Below are 21546 nucleotides of genomic sequence, written 5' to 3'. Positions count from 1 at the left end.
TGGAGGTCACGCCGAAAGCCGTGCACCTAAAGCCTCGATCATCTGCTGGCAGGCATGCAGTTCAGCCAGTGTAATATATTCGTCAGGACGATGGGCGCGGTCGATATCACCGGGACCGCAGATGATCGCCTCAATGCCTGCCTGCTGGTAGAGGCCAGCTTCGGTGCCGTAGCTGACTGCCGCGAGAGCCTCTTGGCCCGTCAACTCCTCCAGCAGACCCGCAAGGGGACTATCGGCGGCTAGGGACAGGGCGGGATAGGCTGAGAGTTCATGCCAAATCGTCTTGAAATTTTTGTCCTGCAGCGCTTCGAGGTCCGCCTTCACCGGCTCCAGCAGAGACAAGGGCGACGTGCCGGATACGGCACGCACCTCGATGTCGGCTGTGCAACGGTCTGGGATGATGTTGACAGCTTGCCCACCGGCGATAACTCCAACTTGCAGGGTTGAGTATGGCGGCTCGAAGTTCTGATCAAACGGCCCTCGGGCCAGGAGTTCGCTATACGCTACGGCCTTGGTGACGATAGCTGCCATGGCATGCACGGCATTCAGTCCAAGGTAGGGTTGGGAGGAGTGCCCGGACCTGCCTATCACCTCCAGGCGCACTGCTGCTTTGCCCTTGTGCGCCCGCACAGCCTGCATCCGGCTGGGCTCTCCGATAATGGCCCCAAGAGGCTTTTGGCAAAGATGGGGAAGCGCTGCGATAAGATGCGGAACGCCGCGGCAGCCAGCCTCTTCATCATAGGAAAAGGCGAGATGAATGGGTCGACTGAGATTGCTGGCGGCAAATGTCGGAAGAGCAGCAAGGATGCAGGCAAGGAACCCCTTCATGTCTGTGGTGCCACGCCCGTAACGCCTGTCCCCCTCGGACCGCAACGTGAAGGGGCCGGAACTCCATTCCGGTTCACCCGCTGGCACCACGTCCATATGGCCGGACAGGATATAGCCTGCCTTGTCGCGCGGACCGACAGTGGCAAACAGGTTGCATCGGTCCCCCTCTGGGCCAGGTAGAACCTCGACGGTCGCGCCGTGCGCTCTGCAGTAGTCAGCGATCCAGGCAACGATCGCCCCATTGGGCGCGCCCACGACGGACGGGAAGGCAACCAATTTTGCTAGAATGTCTTCTACCATCGTCGGGGCACCAAACGTTTCGGTAAGGGATCTTTGCCGTTGGGCTAAGGTAGTTCTCCGTCAGTGCTGTTTTCTGCCGGATTATGGTCAGGTACGGATGAAAATTTCGAATGCGGGGGCCTATCGAGCCAAAACTACTGCCATCCCCATGCGATGCTGTGACCAAACATGTATGGTCGACCGACCTTATTGAATGCTCTTCAATCGCTGGATTTCTGGCGATGAGGAGTATCGGTGACGCCACCCGAACCTGGGGAGGCGGGGAGTAGGAATATCAATGCAAAATCATCTACGTCTGGACTCGTTTGAACTCAGCCTAAGCGATATTGCCTCTATCGACGTAAATATGCTGCACGCGCTATCCCTAGGTGTCAGCTGGCCACATCGTCCTGAAGATTGGAATATGCTTCGACACGTGGGTAAGGGGTTTGCGGCAACGGATGGGATCGGTCGCGTTTTTGGCACGGCGATGTGGTTTTCCCATGGAACGGATTTCGCGACGGTTGGCATGGTGATCACGTCACCTCGCCTGCAGGCTCGGGGCAATGGCCGCTGGCTGATGGATCGAGTTCTCGACCGTTGCGGGGATCGAAATCTCATCCTCAACGCAACCCGTGAAGCCTACCAGCTTTATGTTTCTCTTGGGTTTGTGCCGGAGGCAACGGTTTATCAATGTCAAGGCGAGGCTGCAACACAATTGCCGTCTCTGAGACCCATGGACGGTGAACTAAGGGCTATTCCAAAGGCTGATTTCGATAGTCTAGCCGCGCTTGATACCCGTGCCTTCGGCGCGGATCGAACGAGGCTTCTCAAGGTTCTCGCACCCGACTCCAGCGGCTACGGTATCTGGCGTGACGGAGCTCTCATAGCATATGCCTTCCGTCGCAGGTTTGGGCGTGGACAGGTCATTGGCCCAATTGTGGCGAGCAATGACGATGATGCGATGCAACTCGTCTCGGCACATTTGGCAGATGTGCCAAGGCAATTTGCGCGGGTTGATACGCGACATAAGGAAGGTGCTTTCATGGCTTTCCTCCAGGAAAGCGGGCTACGCGTTTTCGATACGGTGACGACGATGTCGCGAGGGCGCCCGTTGCTCAAGGCAAAAATGGGCGAGCCGTCAATATATGGCCTGGCAGCGCACGCGCTAAGCTAACTCTCCCTGATGGTGTCCGCTACGAGGGCACAGCCGTACTTCCAATGCAGTGATCTCATTTGTTGGCGTCTTGTGAAGGTCTGCTGTTCCCCACTCTAGCGGACATTCGGCCTACTTCTGGAATGTGCCAGGAGCGGTCCTTTGATCGGCTAAGACGAGGGCAGCTCGCTGGAATGATCATACGGATCCTGTGCCAAGGCTTCGCGCGGGGTAGCGCAGGGTTGGGTCGAAAGGGTTGAGTTGCCGACCAATCCCATTCGCTTCCTTCTGCAGCAATTCCACCACCAGCGGAAGACGATCCCCCTCCAATCGTTCCGACAAGGTCCCGATGCTCAAGGCGGCGACAGCTCGCCCCTCCGAATCGAGGATCGGAACGCCGACTCCGGCCATTCCGGGAATGAGGCCCGTATTGAGGCTGGCAAATCCCTTCTTGCGGACATTCTCGATCTGCATCCGCAGCCCGACCTCGTCGAAGCTGCCCCGGTCGAGGAGGCGCGGAACATTGAAGCGTATGATCGTCTCACGCTCGTCCTCCGGCAGATAGGACAGAATAGCGAGACTGCCCTGCCCAATTCCGAGCGGCACCTTCCCGCCGATATCACCCGTGAACGTCCTGATCGGGAACGGCCCCTCCACGCGGTCCAGGCACAAGGCATCAAAACCGTTACGGACAAGAAGGAAGACGCTGTCGCTCAGAGTTGAAGACAGGCGTAGAAGGGCCGGCCTTGCCGTGCCGCGCAGCCCGCCTGCATGTGCAGCCCGCGCCGCGAGCACGAAGAAGTCGAGGGCCAACTGGTACCTTCGGCCGGCCTCGGACTGCTCGACGAACCCCTCTGCCATCAAGGCCTTCAGAGCTCTGTGGGCGGTAGGCTGACTGATCCCGCTCGCCGCAGCGATATCAGTGAGACGCATGCCCTGAGGATTTCCACCCCCAAGGATCTTAAGGATTCCGAGGGTTCTCCTGATTCCGGATAAAGTATCTTCAGTCATTTGTAATTTTAACCTGATTTCTAGGGCTTTTATTTCGATATCAGAAAGGAATGTCAAAAAAATTTCATAAGCTGGAATTGATCCATTGACTTGGCCTCGCGTCATGTCCGTGATCTGGGTCCAGGCACCACGCTCACTCAGGCTGCGATCTGAAGCGCTGCAGGGATTGGAGGAATTGTATGGCGTTCCTGACACTCGAAGGGGTTTCGAAGGAATTCGGTACATTCACGGCCGTGCGCGATGTCGATCTTACGATCGAAAAGGGCGAATTCGTTTCGCTTCTCGGCCCATCGGGCTGCGGGAAAACAACGACTTTGCAGATGATCGCCGGGTTGGTCGAACCAACCTATGGGCGGATCTCGCTCGACGGTCGTGACATCACGCGCGAGAAACCCAATCGCCGCGGCTTGGGCGTTGTCTTCCAGAGCTATGCGCTCTTTCCTCACATGACTGTTGCGCAGAACGTCGCCTTTGGCCTCGAGATGCGCCGCGTGCCGTCGGCTGAACGCACGGAGCGCGTACGCGAGGCGCTCTCGCTGGTGCAACTCTCCTCCTTTGCCGATCGCTATCCGCGCCAGCTCTCGGGCGGCCAGAGGCAGCGTGTCGCCATCGCCCGCGCCCTCGTCATTGCGCCGCCTGTCCTTCTGCTGGACGAGCCGCTCTCCAATCTTGATGCCAAATTGCGGGAGGAGATGCAGTTCGAATTGCGCCGGATCCAGCGCAAGGTTGGCACGACAACGATCATGGTCACCCATGATCAGGCCGAAGCGCTCTCCATCAGCGACCGTGTGGTCGTGATGGAAGGCGGACAGATGACCCAGGTGGATGCACCCTACCGCCTCTACGAACAGCCCTCGAACGCCTTTATCTCGTCCTTCGTCGGCAAGACCAATCTTCTGCCCGGCACCTGGCGCCGCGATGGCGCATCCGGAGCTGTGGACATCAGAGGCACCCTGCTGGAGGCCTCTGCGCCGGAGATCGCCCCTGGCACACAGGTCACACTGTCGATCCGCCCAGAGAAGATCCTGTTGCGAGAGGCTGGCGCAGGCCGCCTCGAGGGGCGCATCGCCAGCCGCTTCTTTCTCGGCAGCCAATGGCTCTTTACGATCGAGACCCTGCTTGGGACCATGACGGTGTCCACTCCCAACCAAGGTGACGAGCCGCCTGCGGAAGGCTCTCCGGTGAGCCTCGACTGGTCGCCCGCCAACCTGCGCGTCATCGCGGGCACCGCCGCAGCGGCTTGAAGGGAGCAAGATGACTCCGCGTTCACCCACCTCTTCCGCCCCATGGCTGCTTGCCGGTCCCGGAGCTCTGTTCTTTGTCGGTCTCGTGCTGCTGCCGCTGGCGCTGACCGTCATCCTGTCGTTTCATGCCTACGATCATTCCACCGGCATCCAGAACACCTTCACCCTGTCCCACTACGTCACAGTCGTTACGGATGGGTATTATCTCGAAATCTTCTGGAGAACGCTGCGGATCGCAGCGCTGACCACGATCATCTGTGTCGCGATCGGGGTTCCGGAAGCCTATATTCTGTCGCGCATGCGCGATCCATGGCGCTCGGTTTTCCTCCTCGTCATCATCGGCCCATTGCTCGTCTCCGTCGTGGTCCGCACTTTTGGCTGGAGCATGCTGCTCGGCTCGCAGGGCCTCGTAAATCAGGCACTGCAGCTTCTCGGATTCCCGCCGGCCAGGATCCTCTACACCGAGACCGCCATTGTCATCGCTCTCGTCCACGTCATGCTGCCGTTCATGGTCATTCCGGTATGGACGGCATTGCAGAAACTAGACCCCATGGTCGAGGCTGCGGCCTGGACGCTCGGCGCCTCGCACTTCACGGCTCTTCGCCGGGTGGTCATGCCGCAGGTGACGCTGGGCATGCTATCTGGCAGCCTCATCGTCTTCGGGCTGTCGGCTAGCGCCTTCGCCGTTCCGGCTCTGCTTGGCGGCCGTCGCCTGAAGATGGCGGCGACGCTGGTCTATGACGAATACTTGCAAGAGCTGAACTGGCCTCTCGGAGCCACCATCGCGATCATCGTGCTTGTCGCAAACCTCTGCATCATGCTGGCCTACAACCGCATGGTCGAGGCTCGTGCACGCCGGACCCTCGGGTGACACCATGCAGAAGAATGGCCCCATCGCTCTCATCTTTCACATTCTCGTCCTGACTTTCGTCCTGACACCGCTCGTCATCATCTGCCTTGTCGCGTTCACGCCCGAGAACACGCTAAGCCTGCCGACAACTGGCCTGTCGCTGCGCTGGTTCGCAGCTGTCTTCGCGCATCCGGATTTCATGGCGTCCTTCTGGAACAGCATCTGGTTGGCGACCCTCTCCGCGACGCTCGCTGTCGTGTTCGCGGTGCCCGCGGGACTTGCTATCAGCCGTTACACGTTCCCGGGCCGGGACTTCCTGAATGCCCTGTTCCTGTCGCCGCTGATCATTCCACATCTGGTGCTCGGTGTCGCCTTTCTGCGTCTGTTCGCGCTCATCGGCGCCACGGGAAGCTTTGCCTGGCTTGTCGCGACACACATCATCATCGTGACGCCCTATGTGCTCCGTCTCGTGCTCGCTGCCCTATCCGGGCTCGATCGCAGTGCCGAGCAGGCCGCGCGGACACTTGGTGCCGGGGAATGGACCGCGTTTCGTCGCATCACCGCTCCCATGATCCTGCCCGGTATCACGGGCGGCTGGCTGCTTGCCTTCATCAACAGCTTCGACGAGCTGACGATGTCGATCTTCGTCACCTCGCCCGCAACCGTCACGCTGCCGGTCCGCATGTACATGTACGCGACGGAGTCCATCGATCCGATGATGGCGGCCGTCTCGGCTCTGATGATCGCCATCACGGCCGTCGCCATGCTGGTGCTGGATCGCGCCTTCGGGCTCGACCGCATCCTTGTCGGGCAGCGCTGAGGAAAAAGATATGGCTCTTCTCAAGCGCCTCGCCCGCCACAAGCTTCCCCCGATTGCCTTTACGCTGAATGGTGAGGCCTGCTTCGGCCTCGCGGGCGACACGGTTCTGACCGCCATTCTTACCAGGACTGATCGGCTGCGTCTCAGCGACTTCTCAGGCGCCCCGCGGGCTGGCTTCTGCCAGATGGGCGCGTGCCAGGACTGCTGGGTCCTGACGAGCGACGGCAGGCGCATCCGCGCCTGCAGCACGATTCTCGAGCCGGGAATGAATCTTCGAACCATTACGGAGCCGAGATCGTGAAAGACACCCTTCGACCGCTGATCGTCGGTGCCGGTCCCGCCGGAATCCGCGCCGCCCAAGCCCTCGTGGACGCGGACATCAGGCCAATCGTCGTCGATGAGGCAGCGTCCGGTGGCGGACAGATCTATCGCCAGAGGCTCGTTCCTGATGAGCGCACGCCACGCGACCTCTACGGATCGGAGGCCGGGAAGGCGACGGCGCTGCACGAGGCCTTTGCGCGCATCAGGGACCAGATCGATTATTTGCCGCAGGCTCTGGTTTGGAACGTCCGGGACAAGGTTGCCGATGTAGCGGTCGGCGGCCGAACCCGTCGCCTCCCCTTCAGCCATCTCATCCTCGCCACGGGTGCCACCGATCGTGTGCTTCCCTTCCGTGGCTGGACCACCCCGGGTGTCTTCACCCTTGGCGGAGCGCAGATCGCACTGAAGTCGCAAGGCTGCGCCATCGGCGAGCGGGTTGTCTTCCTCGGCTCCGGGCCTCTGCTCTATCTCGTCGCTTGGCAATATGTGAAAGCCGGTGCCCGGGTTGCCGCCGTACTCGATACGGCTCCTTTTTCGGCGAAGCTTCATCTCCTGCGCGGTCTGCTGTCTCAGCCGGGTGTGGTGATGCGCGGATTCCGCTATGCAGCCGAATTCATGGCACGCGGCGTCCCGGTGCATTTCGGCGTCGAACCGGATCGGATCGAGGGCGAGACACAGGTCGAGGGCATTGTCTGGCGTGAGCGAGGAAAGGAACATCGCCTGGCCTGCAATGCCGTGGGATACGGCTTTGCCCTGCGCTCAGAAACGCAGCTGGCAGATCTTGCGGGGTGTCGCTTCGTCTTCGACGGACGGGATCGTGCGTGGCGACCAGAACGCGACATAGCGGGGCGCACCAGTGTGCCTGATCTCTATATCGCAGGCGACGGGGCCGGGATTGCCGGAGCGGACGCCGCCGAGCTCGCGGGAGAGCGAGCCAGTCTCGCCCTCCTCGAAGATGCTGGCCGTTCCGTCGACCACGTGCGGATCGCGGTGCTGGAACGCAAGCTTGCCGCGATCCAACGGTTCCGCGACGTTCTCGAAGCCGCCTTCCCCTTCCCCGACAAATGGGCGAGCAACATTACCGACGATGTTCTCCTCTGTCGCTGCGAGGAGATTTCCGTCGGTCAGGCGCGTGCCGCGGCGCGCGATCAGGGGGTGCACGAACTCAATCGTCTCAAGGCCCTGACCCGTATCGGCATGGGCCGATGCCAGGGACGGATGTGCGCAGGCGCGGCGGCAGAGATCCTGGCAGCTGCTCACGGCCAACCGCTGGAGGCCGTTGGCCGGCTGCGTGCACAGCCGCCCATCAAGCCTCTCCCTCTCGAGATCATGGCAGACGGAGAGGCCGCATGAGCCGGATCCTTCTCAAGGACGTGGCGATCATCGGCGGCGGACTTGTCGGCAGTTCCGCTGCGCTCGCCCTTCGTCGCATGGGCTTTTCCGTCGTTCTCCTCGACAAGGGCTTCTGCGGCGCGCAGGCGAGCGGCGTCAATTACGGCGGCGTGCGGCGTCAGGGGCGCCCTCCCGAGCAGATCGCCCTGTCCCAGCGCGCTCATGCCATTTGGCCGCGTCTGAAGGAGCTCATCGGCATTGATGGTGAGTTCGTGCGCTCCGGCCATCTCAAGGTGGCTCGGACAGAGGCCGAGATGGCATCGCTTGAAGGCTATGCGGCACGCGTTGCGGAGTTGGGGCTCGACCTCGAACTGATCGGCCATAACCAGCTCCGGGAGCGGTTTCCCTGGATTGCGGGAGATGTCGCGGGAGCATCGCTCTGCCCTGGAGACGGCCATGCCAATCCGCGCCTCGTTTCGGCGACTTTCGCCCTTGCGGCCCGGCGGGCCGGAGCAGAGGTTCTCGAACATACGCCAGTGTCCTATGTTGAGAAGGCGCCGGAAGGCTTCCGTCTCTCGGCGGGCCGAGGGACCGAGATCAAGGCGCGGTTCGTCATCAACAGCGCCGGGGCTTGGGCGGGCGCCTTCGCCGAGGCTTTCGGGGAACCGGTACCTCTCCAGCGCATCTATCCGAGCATGATCGTCACCGAACCGCTGGACGTGTTCATGAACGTGAACATCGGCGCGGAAGGCGGCGGCATCTATGCGCGTCAGGTGGAGCGCGGCAACTGCATCGTCGGCGGCATGCGCGGCGAGCCGATTGCGAATCCGGACTTCTCGCGCCCCACAGACATCGGTGCCGTCACCATCATGAACCGCGCGGCAGGCCTGTTCCCGGTCCTGCGCAATGCCTACGCCATCCGCTTCTGGAGCGGCACGGAAGGCGAGATGACGGACAGGAACCCAGTCATCGGCTTCAGCCGGACCACACCGAACCTTATTCACGCCTTCGGCTTCTCAGGCGCCGGATTCCAGATCGCACCAGGTGTCGGTGAAGTCCTCGCCGAACTCATCCGTGACGGTGAAAGCCCAACGCCGATTGACGCCTTTGCCATCGACCGATTTGCCCGCATGGACCAGGGCTCCCCTGTGGGTACCATCCCCGAGCCCCAAAAGAGGGAAACTTTGAAATGACCAAGTCCAAATTCCTACAGACCGCGGCCTTTGCTGCGCTTGCCATCACCACCGCGGGCGCAGTCCAGGCTCAGACCAAGACGCTCTATGTCGGCATGAATGGCGGCAACTTCGAGAAAACCTATACGCAGAATGTCTTTCCGGATTTCGAGAAGGCGAACGGCGTGAAGGTCGTCGTCGTGCCGGGCACGTCGTCCGATATTCTCGCCAAGGCTACGGCGGCCAAAAGCAATCCTCAGATGCACGTGATGTTCCTCGACGACGGCGTCATGGTGCGCGCCATCGGCGCCGGCCTCTGCGAGAAGGTGAAGGATACGCCGGCTCTGGCCGATCTCGCCCCGGGAGCCCGGCTGAAGAATGACATGGCCGTCGGTATCGACCTCGGCATGACGGGTCTCGCCTACAACAAGAAGATGTTTGAAGAAAAGGGCTGGGCCCCGCCGACCTCCTGGATGGATCTCGCGGATCCGAAGTACAAGGGGGCGGTCGTGTTCCAATCCGCCGCGGCCTCGTCCTTTGGCCTGCATGCGTTCCTGATGTTCAACCGGATCCAGGGTGGCGATGAGAAGAACGTCGAGCCGGGCTTTTCCAAGTTCAAGGACACCATCGGCCCGAACGTGCTCGAGTATATCCCCAGCTCGGCTAAGATCTCCGAGATGGTACAGACCGGAGAAGCCGCAATCTTCCCGTTGACGCCCACGGCCGTGGCGGCTCATCAAGAAAAGAACATCCCGGTGGAATATGCTCAACCTAAGGAAGGCTCCGTTGTGCTGATGGTGACCGAGTGCGTCATCGCCAACAACAGCGAGCCGGAACTGGCTCAGAAGCTTGCTGCATATCTCCTGTCGCCGGAAGCTCAGAGCAAGGCACTCCAATACGGCAACATCGTTCCTTCGAACGTGAAAACCAAAGCCCCCACGCCGGAAGCGGAAGCCAAACTCAAGAAGTTCCACGAGTACATGAAGACTGCCGTCACACTCGACTGGGATACAATCAACGAGAAGCGGCCTGAATGGAACAGCCGCTGGAACAAGACCATCGAACGCTGATATCATCATCATAAGACCGAGGCGGACGCTTGATGCGTCCGCCTTTGGCTCTCTTATCCCCCTTGGAGCATTTGAAGAGCGCCAGAGCGCAACCGAGATCTGCGGTAGGTCAAATAGGCAGCGCCCAAAATTCCTGCTCTCCGCTGCGATCTAAGCCATTCATCTAAAGTCGGCTTTGGGTCAACCAAAGCCCTTGAGCGAGGTCCCGCGAAGGTCCCAATCCCGCTCCATTGCGGAAATACCTCCAAGGTCGGCCTCGTGCCATGTGTGGACGGCTCCCTGTTGGCAAGGGATTTATTAAACGCTTCTGCAAGGCTGGTCGATGCTGTTGGAGTGGACGGCCCCCTTACGGCATCGCTGTGCCAGAATGAGGTCGTTGCAGATCTCAGTCACAGGAGACCGTCCATGGACCAGATTATCCGCATCGGAATGGATACGTCAAAGCACGTCTTCCAACTGCACGGCGTGAATGCCGCCGAGGAGCCGGTGCTGCGCAAGAAGCTGCGGCGCCAGGATCTGATCACCTTCTTTGGCAAGCTTCCGCCCACCGTAGTTGCCCTTGAAGCCTGTGGGGGCTCGCACCATTGGGCGCGCCTTCTGCAGTCGTTAGGGCACCAGGTGAAGCTGATCGCGCCGCAATTGGCCAAGCCGTACGTCAAGCGTGGCAAGAACGATGCGGCTGATGCCGAGGCGATCTGCGAGGCGATGAGCCGGCCCACCATGCGCTTCGTGCCGGTCAAAACAGCCGACCAGCAGGCGGCCTTGATGCTGGTGGGCGTGCGCGATCGCTTGATCCGGCAGCGCACCCAGCTGGTCAACGTGATCCGCGGCTATGCGGCGGAGTTCGGGCTCATTGCCCCTAAGGGGCTGTGCCGGATCGAGCCTCTGCTGGAGCGGGTCAAAACCGAGGAGACCTTGCCGGCTCTCGCCCGGGAGCTGTTTGCGATGCAGGCCACGGAGTATGCGCAGCTGCAGGCCCGATTGGAGGAGATTGAAGATCGCCTCATGGCTTGGCACCGCGCCCATGAGATCAGCCGACGCTTGGCCAGGATTCCTGGGGTGGGTCCGATCGGCGCTGCGATGTTGGTGATGAAGACGCCTGCACCCGAGGCCTTTCGCTCGGCCCGCCACTTTGCCGCCTGGCTTGGCTTGACCCCGAAGGATCATTCCACCGCCGGCAAGGTGCGGCATGGGGTGATCACGCGGGCCGGTGACGAGGCCCTGCGCAGCGTGCTGGTGGTCGGGGCGACTGCTGTCATCCGGCAGTTGCGGCGCGGCCAGAGTGCGCCGCCTTCGCCGTGGCTGGTGGCGTTGCTCCAGCGCAAGCCGCCCAAGCTGGTTGCCGTGGCGCTGGCCAACAAGATCGCCCGCATTGCCTGGAAGCTGATGGTGACAGGGGAGAGCTACAAAGCCCCAGCGTCAGTATCGGCAGCGGCGTGCGCTGTGTAGAGATCAGCCCGACATGAGAACCCTTCAAGCGCTCTCGTGTTGAGCTGGTGTCGGACCTTGCAAGGAAGCGAGCAGATGGTGTGATCGATCGATCCAGACGGTGAGACACTCCGCACATGACTGTGGTCTGGCGAGGCCGCGGTGCTGTTGGGAACTCACAGAGCGGACGCCATCTTGGCCAGCGGTCATGTGTGACTGCAATGAAAGGCCGGACATATGACCGCAAGCGATCCGATCAAACCATGCCGAAATCTTCTTGCGAGGCGGGGGCCGTCCACATAGGCCATGTGTTCGACCTGTTGATGCGGTGCTTATGACCGCTGGCCATAATGCCCTCCGCGAAGGGGTCCCGACCAAAAGCTCGCATTCCAAGATGCTCTGGCACGAGTGGGGTGTCCCGCTTCCCGGTTCGACCGGATCCTGCATTAACGTCTGTTCGCCCTTTCCAACCTCGTGATCGCCGGAGCCTTCCGACGATGATTATGCCGCTTGTACAACAGGCTCCCGATAGTGCTCGCCCTTGGCCATGATCGCCCACACCATCCGGGCCATCTTGTTGGCCAGGGCCACCGCCGCTACCTTCGTGGCCCGCCGCGCCAGCAGTTGCACGATCCACGGCCGCTTCGTCCCGTGCCGCTGGGCAAAGCGGATCACTGCGAGTGCGCCCACCGTCAGCAGGGAGCGCAGGTAGCGGTTGCCCTGTTTGGTCACGCCGCCGAGCCGCTCCTTGCCGCCGCTGGAGTTCTGCTTCGGCACCAAGCCGATCCAGGCCGCCAGATTGCGCCCGGATGAGAAGGCCTTCGGGTTGGGAACATGGGCCACGAGAGCTGATGCGAGCAGCGGACCCACACCGGGGATCTCGGCCAACCGGCGGCTGACTTCGTTGGCGCGGTGGCAGGCGGTGATCCGTCGGTCCATCTCCAGGATCTGGCGCTTGAGCAGCACCAGTTGCTCGGCCAAGGCCAGGATGCAGGCCCGGGCCAGCTCCGGGATGCGCTCATCTTCGTTGCTGACCATGAGCAGCAACTCATCAACACCTTCCCGGCCGATCTTCGCCACCACGCCGAACTCCGCCAGGTGTGCTCGGATCGCATTGGTGAGCATGGTCCTCTGCCGCACCTGCATCAGCCGCACCCGGTGCAGCATCAGGGTGCTTTGCTGCTCGCACGTCTTCGTCTCGACAAAGCGCATGGTGGGCCGGGTGACTGCCTCGCAGATCGCCTCGGCATCGGCCATGTCGTTCTTCTGTCGTTTTACATACGGTTTGACATAAGCCGGCGGCATGAGCTTCACCTCATGACCGAGGCTCTGCAACTCCCGTGACCAGTGATGGGCGCTCGCACAGGCCTCGATGCCGATCAGACAGGGTGGCAGGGAAGCAAAGAACTTGAGCACCTGCCCTCGCCTGACCTGGCGTCGGATGATCACGACCCCTTCGGCATCGATGCCATGCACCTGGAAGACGGACTTGGCGATGTCCAGACCAATGGTAGTGACCGTGCTCATGGGCTGCTCCTGTTCGCTGGCTGCTGACAACAGCCATGCTACCTCACCGCTGGGTGGGAGCCGTCCACAGCATCAATTGCAGACATCAGGCCTGCGGCCTCATTGAGCAGCGATCGGGTCGCTGCGCCCGTCGACGCGTGCGGGCAGGCGCAGCCGATCCTGCCCGACCGTTCTCGACGGAAGTGGATCGCAGCGCTTGTCCCACCGCATCCCACTCGTTGGGGCACCTGGGGCGTTCATGCCCACCGGCCAAAGACGGGCTGACCGGCGAAACCGCGCGGTCACTGACGCTTCATCACCGCCCGGAACTTGGCAGCCTTGTCCTCGATCAACTCACCGCTCGTGTCCACCTGAACCCGCTTGATGGTGCCGGTGAACCTGAATGGGGGCTTGTACTCCGGCATGGCGGGCGAACCGGGATCGGTGCCGACAGCAGCGGCCCCGCTGAGGCCAAATCCTATCGGAGTCGTGACCGGCAGATCGCCACGCCCGACCTCCTTGCCGTCGACGAGGAGCCGCACCGTGGCCGGCGTGCCGATGCCCTTGGCGAGGTCCGCCTTGCCTGTCGGCGTGAACTCGAAACTGAGGAAATGGTGCCCCTCCGGCACCCGGTCGCTGGATCCGATGGAGAAGTAGTCTTGCGCGACGTAGTTGTAGCCGTACCGCAGCTTCCCGTCCTTCACGTAGAACGCGAAGCCGCCGTCGTTGCCGCCCATGGAATAGAGCACGCCCTCCGCGCCGCCCTTGGGTATCTCGACTTCCGCGGTCACCGAGTGCGGCCGATTCAGCACGTTGGCCGCGGCATTGCCGGGGATCACCTGGGTGCCGGGGTAGTACATGTACTTGTCGCGACCGACTGAAAGCTGCGGGCGCTGTTCCGCGAACTTGAGCGTGGTGCGGCTGTCGATCGGCAGGACGTTGTACTTGCCAGCCTCGGCATACCACGTCCCGATCATCGCGATCAGCCGGGCGCGTTCCGTCTCCGCCAGATTGGCCGTCTCGGTCGGATCCTTGGTCAGATCGTAGAGCTCCCATCCCTTCGCGTCGAGCTCCGTGAGTTTGGCGGCGGAGATCGGATCGCCGAACGCCGCCGGCGCCTCGACGAACGACAGGCCCGGCCACGGGCAGACCGCCCGCCAGCCCTCGTGGTACAAGGCCCGGTGCCCGAACATCTCAAAGTACTGCGTGGTGTGCCGGCTCGCCGCGTTGGCGTCGTCGAAGGTGTGGGCGAAGCTGACGCCCTCGATCGGCGACTGCGTGACGCCGCGGATCGCCGTCGGGGCCTCGAGACCGAGCGCCTCGAGCACGGTCGGCACCATGTCGATGGCGTGCGCATACTGAGTGCGCACTTCGCTGCGCGCCTTGATCCCGTTCGGCCAGCACACGATGAACGGATCGCTGACGCCGCCGCGATAGGTCTCGCGCTTCCAGCGCCGGAATGGCGTGTTGCCGGCATGCGCCCAGCCCCAGGGATAGTGGTTGAAGTACTTCGGGCTGCCGATGTCGTCGATCGCCGCGAGGTTCTGCGCCAGGTCCTCCGGTACGTTGTTGAAGAACTTGCTCTCGTTGACCGAGCCGGTCGGCCCGCCCTCGGGGCTGGCGCCGTTGTCGGAGATCAGCATGATCAGGGTGTTGTCGTACTCGCCGATCGTCTTCAGGAAGGCGATCAACTCTCCGATGTAGTGGTCGGTGTGGGAGAGGAATCCGGCAAAGACCTCCATCATCCGCGCGTAAAGCCTGCGCTCATCGGAGGAGAGCGTGGTCCAGTCCTGGACGTCGGGATCGTGCCGGGAGAGGACGGCCTCCTTTGGCATGAGGCCCATCTCCTTCTGGCGCGCGAACACGGTCCCGCGGTAAGCATCCCAGCCCCCGTCGAACTTTCCCTTGTAGCGGTCGGCCCACTCCTTCGGCACGTGATGGGGGGCGTGCCCCGCGCCGGTGGCGAGGTACATGAAGAACGGCTTGTCGGGCGCCACCTGCTTGGCGTCAGCGATCATCGCCTTCGCCTTCTCGACCAGGTCGGGCGTCAGGTGATAGCCCTCCTCCGGCGTCTTCTCGGGCTCGGTCTGCGTGTTGTCGCGGACCACCTCCGGATAGTACTGGTGCGTGTCGCCTCCCAGGAAGCCGAAGTACCGCTCGAACCCCCGGCCGAGCGGCCAGCGATCGTATGGGCCGGCCGCGGAGGTGGCCTCCGACGGCGTCAGGTGCCATTTACCTATGGCATAGGTGTTGTAGCCCTGTCGCTGCAAGATCTCGGAGAGGAATCCGTTCTCGAACGGAATGTACCCGTCGTAGCCGGGAAAGCCGGTGGATATCTCCGTGATGCCGGCCATGTGGTTCGAGTGGTGGTTGCGGCCGGTCAGGATGCAGGACCGCGACGGCGAGCAGAGCGCCGTGGTGTGCATGTTCGTGTAGCGCAGGCCGTCCTCGGCCAGGGCGTCGATGTTCGGTGTCTCGATCAGGCCGCCGAAGCAGCCGAGCTGGCCGAAGCCCGTGTCGTCGATGACGATGAAGAGCACGTTCGGCGCCCCGGCCTTGGCGCGCACGGGTGCCGGCCAAGCCGGCGAAGATTCTTCGACGGTGCGGCCTATGCGGCCAGGAAATGTGGTGCCGGGCCTGAATTCCTTCAATTGCCCGTTCGCCGAGGTGTTCGGAGCTGCCGTTGCCAGTGCCGAAACTGCGAGCAGTGAACTTCCGCTCAACAACAGATCACGGCGTTTGAGGCCTTTGTCGCCTTGGGATTGCGGACGCGGAGATTTGTCTTTCGAGTGGTCGTCACTCATGTTGGCCTCCTGATCGCTCGACTTCCGGAGGTCCAGCGACATCCCTGCTGCCCAGTCTGCATCAGGCCCGGAGCGCGAGCCATCGGGTGTTTCCCTGAGATCGGATCCAGGCGACCTCTGAGCCGATGGCCCTTTAACCGCACGTGGGCTCCGTGGCATCGACCGCCGGCAAGTCCTGCCTCGGGTGCGAATTGGGACAATGCTGCCAGCCGCCTGGCCCACCCCGCCCACTGGATACGGCGAGGGGCGGAAGCGAATGTGGACGCAAAGGATCGTCGGGTATCCACCAGCTCCTCCTCTGCCTGGGTTTACGCAACCACTCGGCTCAGGAGCGACGTCGACAAAGCTGTCGATCGAAAGCGGCTCGTCGGGAGCCCAGGTCGAACGCAGGACTTTGCTTGAGGTTAGGACGATACGCCTTTCCGGTGCGGTGGGAAAGCGGATGATGGGTCGGCTGTTCCCGAAGAGAGCGGAAGGTCGGTTCAGGGTTAGGAGCCGAGACACCTTGCGCGTTCGGGATGTCCGGTTCGATGGGGCTTGCTGCCTTCACGCTTAGATCTCAGGAGTGCCATTAGGAGACTTTCCAGGCTTACACGCCCTCACCCTGACCCGCACTCCGGTGGATGTGAAAGCTCGCGGAAGGCCATTTAGGGAACTCAATATTGTGGCACCGCCTTTAACTCAACATTGAAGGTGCCGGATGGACATTGTTGAGGGGAAAATGCCCAAAAGGAGCGGTAATCCTGCCCCTGAACCGAAGCGGTTGCACGAGTATCAGCGGGCACTCGCGGCCTTCAGCCGGGTCGCCTCTGCGGTCCTGCCGACCGAGCGGCTGCTGCACTACGTCACCGCCCGGGTCTCCCGCGTCACCCACATCCGGCACGTCAAGGTGATGCACTACCGCCCGGACAAAGGCGATCTCCTGCTCGTGGCGGGCGTCGGCTGGAAGCCGGGTGTGGTGGGCAACACAACGTTCTCTCTCGACAGCGCCTCGGTCGCCGGCCGGACGATGCAGACGTCAGCTCCGGTCATCATCGAGGACCTGCCGAACGACCCCGAGTTCCGGACCCCGCCGACGCTGCGCGAGCACGGCATCGTCTCGGTCCTGAACGTGCCGATCCGGATCGACGGGCGCACCTGGGGCGTGCTGGAGATGGACGCGGAGGAGCCGCGCTCCTTCGACGAGGATGACGTCACCTTCCTGACCACCATGGCCAACATCCTGGGCGTCGCCCTCCTGCGTCAGGAGACCGAGGACAAGGCAGCAGAGACCACAGCGGAGCATGCCCGGCAGAAATCCTTTGCCGAGGTGGTCCTGCGCGAGTTCCAGCACCGGGTGAAGAACAACCTCCAGACCATCATCTCCTTCCTGGCGCTCCAGCGGCGGCATGCGTCCACGCCGGAAGACCGGGATCGCTTCGTGAGCGTCATGGACCGGGTTCATGCCATTGCCTTGGCGCAGGACCAACTGTCGTTCGAGACGGGGGTCAGCAATGTCGAGTTCGGCGACTACTTGCGGGCGCTCTGCGCCAACATCGATCCGCGGCGGGACGAGGTCACCATTGAAGTGGAAACCCACAGGGGAGCGCTGCTCCCGCTCGACCGGGCAGTCGCGGCCGGCCTCATCGTCAACGAGTTGGTCACCAACTCGCTCAAGTACGCATTCGATGAGAGCGGTGGGATTATCCGAGTGACCTTCACGATGGCCCCCGAACTGGGTGAGGCTTGCCTGGCGGTCGAGGACAACGGGCGCGGGATGGGATCGCCCCGCCAAGGCGGGTTGGGCCTACGCCTCATTGATGCCTTCACGACCCAGCTTGATGGCCAAGTCGAGCAGGAGCCAGCCGAGAAAGGGACACGCACCTGCGTGAGATTTCCATTGCCCCTATGATTGGCGTCAGCGTAGTTCAAGAGGCGGCTATGGAATTCAGCGCCGACAGCATTACGCGCTTCGTTCAGGCATATACACATACCGCGGATATGGTCCGCAGTGGGTCATCTAAGGAAATTGCCAACGATCCAGGAATGTCTGTTGTCCCCTTCGGCAGCAGACATTCGGTCTACTTCGCGGATGTGCCAGAAGCTGCCCTTCGGCCGTGGCTGGCTCCTATGCAGGCTGCTTGAACCCGGTTCCCGCTCCGTCAAATGTTCCGGCTCTCGGAAGCTCAGTGGGGCTGATTGAACCATTCAGGTCGCCGGGAAGGCTTCGTGATACGCGCTGCCCCCCAAGACCGTGTTATATTCCATTCTCGATCGAGGGAGGATGGCAAGCCATGGAAACCCCGCAGCTTCGATACAATTGGGCTGATCCCGACGTATACGAGACTTTCATGGCGCGTTGGAGCGAACGTCTGGCAGGCCAATTTCTCACTCGTGTCAATATCCCTCCGGGCGGTCGCGTGCTCGATGTAGCTTGTGGGACAGGTGTGTTGACCAGAGCACTGGCCCAGGCGGGGGCGCATGGGATCGGTGTTGATGCATCGGAGGGATACCTGGAAGGAGCGCGCCGTCGTCGATCTCACCCCAACATCACATATGAACACGGTGATGTCCGGCAAATGCGGTTCGCCAATGATGTATTCGATGCGGCCGTTTCCACGTTGGCCCTCGACGTTATTCCGGACATTGACCAGGTGGTTGCCGAGATGAAGCGCGTGACCCGCCCGGGCGGCGTGGTCGCGTCCGCTGTTACTCAGTTCCTTGGGGGCATGCCCGCTTGGGACCTCGTTATTCACACCGGTGCTGTGCTTGAGACCGACTTCGCCACGCTCAGGTCCATACGGGCGGGGCGCCAAGTCTTCTGGCCTGATGGTCAGGCCGAGTTGTGGCGGAAGATCGGCCTCACCGACGTGACGGAGGCTCCCGTTGTCGTGGATTGCGAGTATTCGTCCTTCGCGGATTATTGGGCTACGTTCACCGACGGCCCGGGCAGCGTCACGGGCATGTTGATGTCACTTTCAGATGATGCCCGCGGTTCAATCGAGCAGCATGTTCGTGCCGGATATCTGATCGGCTTGCCAGATGGACCCCGGTCATTTCCCATGGTGTTCCGTGTGGTGCGTGGCTTAGTCCCAGCCTGATCCTGGATAGTACGTAATGGGGCCTGGGAGGGTCCAGTTGGTATGATTTCTCTCCAGGTCGTCAGGTCTGAAGGTTCGGCTCGGGTCGAGGCTGTAACAGAGAACGGATCAAACGAAGATCCGCTCAGCGCGCAACCACGGAACCTGGGATAAGGTCGGCCTGGTGCCAAATCCAGACCTTCCCGAATAACGCAGAACGATCCTTACTTTAGTGCCGAGATCTACCAAGTGGACGGATGGCGCCGTGCGGCTGAGCGCGAGGCAGCGGACATGAGGGGGACCCCGCAGTCTTTCAGGGCGAGCACGGCACGGCCGCGTGGTGCCGAGCGCCCCCTGACCGTCCGCAGAAGGAACTCCTCGATGATATCACCAGCGCCGACTACCGCGGCGTCCTGATCGCCGATGGGTTGGCACCGCTTGCGAAGGCACTCGAGAAGCGCGGTCTCATCGGATTCCATGTCGTGAAAGGTGTCCTGGGAGGAGATCGGACGATGGCCTTCCTCCCCCACCTGGTCGACCCCATCGCCCGGTTCAATGCTAAGTGCGAGGCGGAGGAGGCTGCTGGCGAGGATGCAGACGAGGTCCCGGGCCCTCGGTTGCCTTGAGGGAAAGGTCAGCGACAGCCGCTGTTGTATGCAGCTCTGTTCGCGCTGATTCCTTGCCGGATCATCCCGCCGTAACCCTGCGCATCGTAGGCGCCCAGCACCCTCTCTAACCCGCTTAATTCGTGGCGACCCGTTCGAGGTCGGTGGCGTGAGCAATGCCGGGGTATTTGAACGGATTTCGGGCATGCCTTTGCCGCCGCCGATTGTGTTCGGTGGGCGAGGATGGCGGGGTTTGCGGTGGACGGGGGCGAGCTCAGATCAGGGGCATGCGCGCCCCCTCCGTCATGTGACAAGACGCGGTATGCGACCAAGAACGACGCGCAGGATGTCTTGGTAGGGACACGCGCTCGGCATGTGCAGGCGGATCTGGGTCTTCAGTTCAACCACCCGCGCGGCGATCTTGATGAGGCGCAGCCGCAAGGTGTCAAACTGCGCCACCCGCCAGGTTGAGCGCTTCGGCATCATGGCTCGCAGGCCCCACATCAGCCAGTATGCGCCGGCGTGCAGAAACAGCCAGAACTGGTTCGCCGTTGCTCTGGTGCAGGACGTCCGGTCGGCCGCGAGATGCGTCTTCCAGGACTTGATGTGGTTTTCTGCCGATCCACGCCGGCAATAAACATCTTCGTAGAGCACCCTGGCCTTGCCGTCCGTGAGGTTGGTGACAATGAACCGGGTGTCGGCGCCCTGATCCCCGGCCTCGACGCGCGCGATGATGCGCTCGACCCGGCTCCAACTCGCGGCGCCGTCGAGGAACTCCTTGAAGCGCCGCACTTTACCCTCGTGTGGAGCGGCACCGAAGCGGGCCTTCGTGCTCACCTCCAGGGTCTCGACATGGTTGCGCAGGATGGATGTCGGGGCGACACCGAGAATGAAGTCGACGTCGTTCTTCCGGCACCAGTCGATGACGAGCGGGCCGCAATAATGGCTGTCTCCGCGGATCAGGATTCGGGTGTTCGGCCAATTGGCGCGCATCGCCCGAATGAGTCGGCGCAGATGGGCGCGGATCTCGCTCCCCTTGGGTCGCTTCGCCGGCCGCAGCACCGCAGTCACGAACCGGCCGTCGCCGTCGAACACGACGATTGGCTGGAATCCGTATTCGTCATGATGAGCGTTGAAGAGGCGCAGTTGCTGGCCGCCGTGCACGGCGTCGAACGTATCATCGATGTCGAGAACGATCCGCTTCGGGACGAGACTGAAGGGACTCTCTAGACCGGCCAGCGCTCCATTGCGCTGATCAGGGCCTCGTCAACCGGATCGATAAGACCCTGATAGCCACGCAGGAGCAGCAACTCCGCCAGGGCCCGTGTCGAGAATTGCACTCCGAAAAAGTAGCCGCCTGACGCATCCCTCGACTTGCCTGTTGGTTCGATGGCATCCGTTCCGTCGCTCGTGAGCCAAGCGTGTTTGATCACCTGCGCCTTGTTGGGACCCATGGCGAACCCCTCGACGTAAGACAGCCCACGACCGTCAAGGGCATGATGGGCCGCATTCTGGTAGCACAGTCCCACCTTCTGTCCGCGCATCCCCTTCGGGCGTTGGCTGCCTGCGAAGACACGGCCATGCTGCAGCACGAAGCGTTCGGCCTCGCATCCTGGCTCGTCCTTCACGGCTTCGAGGTATGCGACAACCGGATGGATCATTCTCTTTCCCTTGGCTCAAGAATTTCGCTCTGCCCTTCCATCATCCGCCGCGGAACAACCGCTTCGCCGCCTCCGATAGCATTTCGATCGGTTTGGTCTTCCAAGCGTTCAACTGGGCCTGGGCTTCCTCGCGTTCGCGATCTGCGATCCCGGCAGATGGCGCAGGATCGTCTGCGGCGGGCGTGGGCGGGATCGGCTCGTCGGATGGGGGATGTCCCCCAGATCCGACGACCGTCCGTCCTGCGCGTCGGCAACGCGTCTGGCAGCGACGCTCTTCGCGAGAATCTCATCGAGATGCGCGTTGAAGGTCCGTTGGTCGTTCTCATCCGGAACGGGCGACATCTCGGGTGCCATCTTCGCAGATCTCCGATTCTCGACAGATCGAGGCGATGGACGATCC

The 21546-nt window shown here is 62.0% G+C and carries 18 protein-coding genes and 1 pseudogene; 11 read left to right on the top strand and 8 right to left on the bottom strand.

The features are described from left to right. Positions 1 to 6: 6 nt before the first annotated feature. Positions 7 to 1128: an acetylornithine deacetylase gene (gene argE / locus JO965_RS35350; RefSeq protein ID WP_203446609.1), complete on the bottom strand. Its 1122-nt coding sequence runs from the start codon at positions 1126 to 1128 to the stop codon at positions 7 to 9. Positions 1129 to 1405: 277 nt separating this feature from the next. Here argE and JO965_RS35345 point away from each other — a divergent pair, with 277 nt between their 5' ends. Continuing rightward, positions 1406 to 2284 carry a GNAT family N-acetyltransferase gene (locus JO965_RS35345; protein ID WP_203446608.1) on the top strand — a complete coding sequence of 293 codons (879 nt, stop codon included), beginning with the start codon at positions 1406 to 1408 and terminating at the stop codon, positions 2282 to 2284. A 177-nt stretch (positions 2285 to 2461) separates the two neighbouring features. Here the strand turns inward: JO965_RS35345 and JO965_RS35340 are convergent, their stop codons facing one another. After that, on the bottom strand, positions 2462 to 3274 hold the full coding sequence (locus JO965_RS35340; protein ID WP_203446607.1) for an IclR family transcriptional regulator: 813 nt from the start codon (positions 3272 to 3274) through the stop codon (positions 2462 to 2464). 179 nt (positions 3275 to 3453) lie between these two features. Between JO965_RS35340 and JO965_RS35335 the strand changes: the two genes are divergently transcribed. The 8 genes from JO965_RS35335 (at position 3454) to JO965_RS35300 (ending at position 11532) form a co-directional block, all read left to right on the top strand. Continuing rightward, positions 3454 to 4518: an ABC transporter ATP-binding protein gene (locus JO965_RS35335; protein WP_203446606.1), complete on the top strand. Its 1065-nt coding sequence runs from the start codon at positions 3454 to 3456 to the stop codon at positions 4516 to 4518. A gap of 10 nt (positions 4519 to 4528) precedes the next feature. Further along, positions 4529 to 5389, top strand: a complete 861-nt coding sequence (locus JO965_RS35330) for an ABC transporter permease (RefSeq protein ID WP_203446605.1) — start codon at positions 4529 to 4531, stop codon at positions 5387 to 5389. A 4-nt stretch (positions 5390 to 5393) separates the two neighbouring features. Then, positions 5394 to 6188: an ABC transporter permease gene (locus tag JO965_RS35325; protein WP_203446604.1), complete on the top strand. Its 795-nt coding sequence runs from the start codon at positions 5394 to 5396 to the stop codon at positions 6186 to 6188. A gap of 10 nt (positions 6189 to 6198) precedes the next feature. After that, positions 6199 to 6489: a (2Fe-2S)-binding protein gene (locus tag JO965_RS35320; protein ID WP_203446603.1), complete on the top strand. Its 291-nt coding sequence runs from the start codon at positions 6199 to 6201 to the stop codon at positions 6487 to 6489. Continuing rightward, positions 6486 to 7862, top strand: coding sequence for an FAD-dependent oxidoreductase (locus JO965_RS35315; protein WP_371826988.1), 1377 nt, complete (start codon positions 6486 to 6488; stop codon positions 7860 to 7862). Before JO965_RS35320 ends, JO965_RS35315 begins: the two co-directional genes overlap by 4 nt. Continuing rightward, positions 7859 to 9034 carry an FAD-binding oxidoreductase gene (locus tag JO965_RS35310; protein WP_203446602.1) on the top strand — a complete coding sequence of 392 codons (1176 nt, stop codon included), beginning with the start codon at positions 7859 to 7861 and terminating at the stop codon, positions 9032 to 9034. Before JO965_RS35315 ends, JO965_RS35310 begins: the two co-directional genes overlap by 4 nt. Next, positions 9031 to 10083: an ABC transporter substrate-binding protein gene (locus tag JO965_RS35305; protein WP_203446601.1), complete on the top strand. Its 1053-nt coding sequence runs from the start codon at positions 9031 to 9033 to the stop codon at positions 10081 to 10083. Before JO965_RS35310 ends, JO965_RS35305 begins: the two co-directional genes overlap by 4 nt. Before the next feature lie 405 nt (positions 10084 to 10488). Continuing rightward, a complete protein-coding gene (locus JO965_RS35300; protein WP_203439317.1) occupies positions 10489 to 11532 on the top strand; it encodes an IS110 family transposase in 1044 nt (347 codons plus the stop codon). A gap of 480 nt (positions 11533 to 12012) precedes the next feature. Here JO965_RS35300 and JO965_RS35295 read toward each other — a convergent pair whose 3' ends face one another. Both JO965_RS35295 and JO965_RS35290 read right to left on the bottom strand, forming a co-directional pair. After that, positions 12013 to 13038 carry an IS110 family transposase gene (locus tag JO965_RS35295; protein ID WP_203443608.1) on the bottom strand — a complete coding sequence of 342 codons (1026 nt, stop codon included), beginning with the start codon at positions 13036 to 13038 and terminating at the stop codon, positions 12013 to 12015. A gap of 281 nt (positions 13039 to 13319) precedes the next feature. Beyond that, positions 13320 to 15821 carry an arylsulfatase gene (locus JO965_RS35290; RefSeq protein WP_203446600.1) on the bottom strand — a complete coding sequence of 834 codons (2502 nt, stop codon included), beginning with the start codon at positions 15819 to 15821 and terminating at the stop codon, positions 13320 to 13322. A 721-nt stretch (positions 15822 to 16542) separates the two neighbouring features. On the opposite strand from JO965_RS35290, the gene JO965_RS35285 reads away from it, so the two are divergent. Both JO965_RS35285 and JO965_RS35280 read left to right on the top strand, forming a co-directional pair. Then, the gene (locus JO965_RS35285; protein WP_203446599.1) at positions 16543 to 17712 is read left to right on the top strand and encodes a sensor histidine kinase; all 1170 of its coding nucleotides are present in this window, start codon (positions 16543 to 16545) and stop codon (positions 17710 to 17712) included. 382 nt (positions 17713 to 18094) lie between these two features. After that, positions 18095 to 18901, top strand: a complete 807-nt coding sequence (locus JO965_RS35280; protein ID WP_203446598.1) for a class I SAM-dependent methyltransferase — start codon at positions 18095 to 18097, stop codon at positions 18899 to 18901. Between the two features lie 221 nt (positions 18902 to 19122). Here JO965_RS35280 and JO965_RS35275 read toward each other — a convergent pair whose 3' ends face one another. From JO965_RS35275 to JO965_RS35260, 4 genes and pseudogenes are all read right to left on the bottom strand, one after another. Next, entirely contained in the window at positions 19123 to 19359 is a 237-nt protein-coding gene (locus tag JO965_RS35275) for a hypothetical protein (RefSeq protein WP_203446597.1), read from the bottom strand. A 429-nt stretch (positions 19360 to 19788) separates the two neighbouring features. After that, positions 19789 to 20703, bottom strand: a pseudogene (locus tag JO965_RS35270) (IS1380 family transposase); the annotation flags it as partial. An 8-nt stretch (positions 20704 to 20711) separates the two neighbouring features. Next, positions 20712 to 21146, bottom strand: a complete 435-nt coding sequence (locus tag JO965_RS35265) for a hypothetical protein (RefSeq protein WP_203446596.1) — start codon at positions 21144 to 21146, stop codon at positions 20712 to 20714. 108 nt (positions 21147 to 21254) lie between these two features. After that, entirely contained in the window at positions 21255 to 21500 is a 246-nt protein-coding gene (locus tag JO965_RS35260; protein WP_203446595.1) for a hypothetical protein, read from the bottom strand. Positions 21501 to 21546 lie beyond the last annotated feature (46 nt).

This window comes from Microvirga sp. VF16 (assembly GCF_016864375.1).
Lineage (GTDB): Bacteria > Pseudomonadota > Alphaproteobacteria > Rhizobiales > Beijerinckiaceae > Microvirga.
Note: the sequence above shows the minus strand (reverse complement) of the source record. Positions and strands in the feature narration are given on the sequence as shown.

Bases quoted from the DNA above. Each gene is read 5' to 3' on its own strand.
- argE (WP_203446609.1), bottom strand. From the start codon at position 1,128: ATGGTAGAAGACATTCTAGCAAAATTGGTTGCCTTCCCGTCCGTCGTG.
- JO965_RS35345 (WP_203446608.1), top strand. From the start codon at position 1,406: ATGCAAAATCATCTACGTCTGGACTCGTTTGAACTCAGCCTAAGCGAT.
- JO965_RS35340 (WP_203446607.1), bottom strand. From the start codon at position 3,274: ATGACTGAAGATACTTTATCCGGAATCAGGAGAACCCTCGGAATCCTT.
- JO965_RS35335 (WP_203446606.1), top strand. From the start codon at position 3,454: ATGGCGTTCCTGACACTCGAAGGGGTTTCGAAGGAATTCGGTACATTC.
- JO965_RS35330 (WP_203446605.1), top strand. From the start codon at position 4,529: ATGACTCCGCGTTCACCCACCTCTTCCGCCCCATGGCTGCTTGCCGGT.
- JO965_RS35325 (WP_203446604.1), top strand. From the start codon at position 5,394: ATGCAGAAGAATGGCCCCATCGCTCTCATCTTTCACATTCTCGTCCTG.
- JO965_RS35320 (WP_203446603.1), top strand. From the start codon at position 6,199: ATGGCTCTTCTCAAGCGCCTCGCCCGCCACAAGCTTCCCCCGATTGCC.
- JO965_RS35310 (WP_203446602.1), top strand. From the start codon at position 7,859: ATGAGCCGGATCCTTCTCAAGGACGTGGCGATCATCGGCGGCGGACTT.
- JO965_RS35305 (WP_203446601.1), top strand. From the start codon at position 9,031: ATGACCAAGTCCAAATTCCTACAGACCGCGGCCTTTGCTGCGCTTGCC.
- JO965_RS35300 (WP_203439317.1), top strand. From the start codon at position 10,489: ATGGACCAGATTATCCGCATCGGAATGGATACGTCAAAGCACGTCTTC.
- JO965_RS35295 (WP_203443608.1), bottom strand. From the start codon at position 13,038: ATGAGCACGGTCACTACCATTGGTCTGGACATCGCCAAGTCCGTCTTC.
- JO965_RS35290 (WP_203446600.1), bottom strand. From the start codon at position 15,821: ATGAGTGACGACCACTCGAAAGACAAATCTCCGCGTCCGCAATCCCAA.
- JO965_RS35285 (WP_203446599.1), top strand. From the start codon at position 16,543: ATGCCCAAAAGGAGCGGTAATCCTGCCCCTGAACCGAAGCGGTTGCAC.
- JO965_RS35280 (WP_203446598.1), top strand. From the start codon at position 18,095: ATGGAAACCCCGCAGCTTCGATACAATTGGGCTGATCCCGACGTATAC.
- JO965_RS35275 (WP_203446597.1), bottom strand. From the start codon at position 19,359: ATGGAATCCGATGAGACCGCGCTTCTCGAGTGCCTTCGCAAGCGGTGC.
- JO965_RS35265 (WP_203446596.1), bottom strand. From the start codon at position 21,146: ATGATCCATCCGGTTGTCGCATACCTCGAAGCCGTGAAGGACGAGCCA.
- JO965_RS35260 (WP_203446595.1), bottom strand. From the start codon at position 21,500: ATGGCACCCGAGATGTCGCCCGTTCCGGATGAGAACGACCAACGGACC.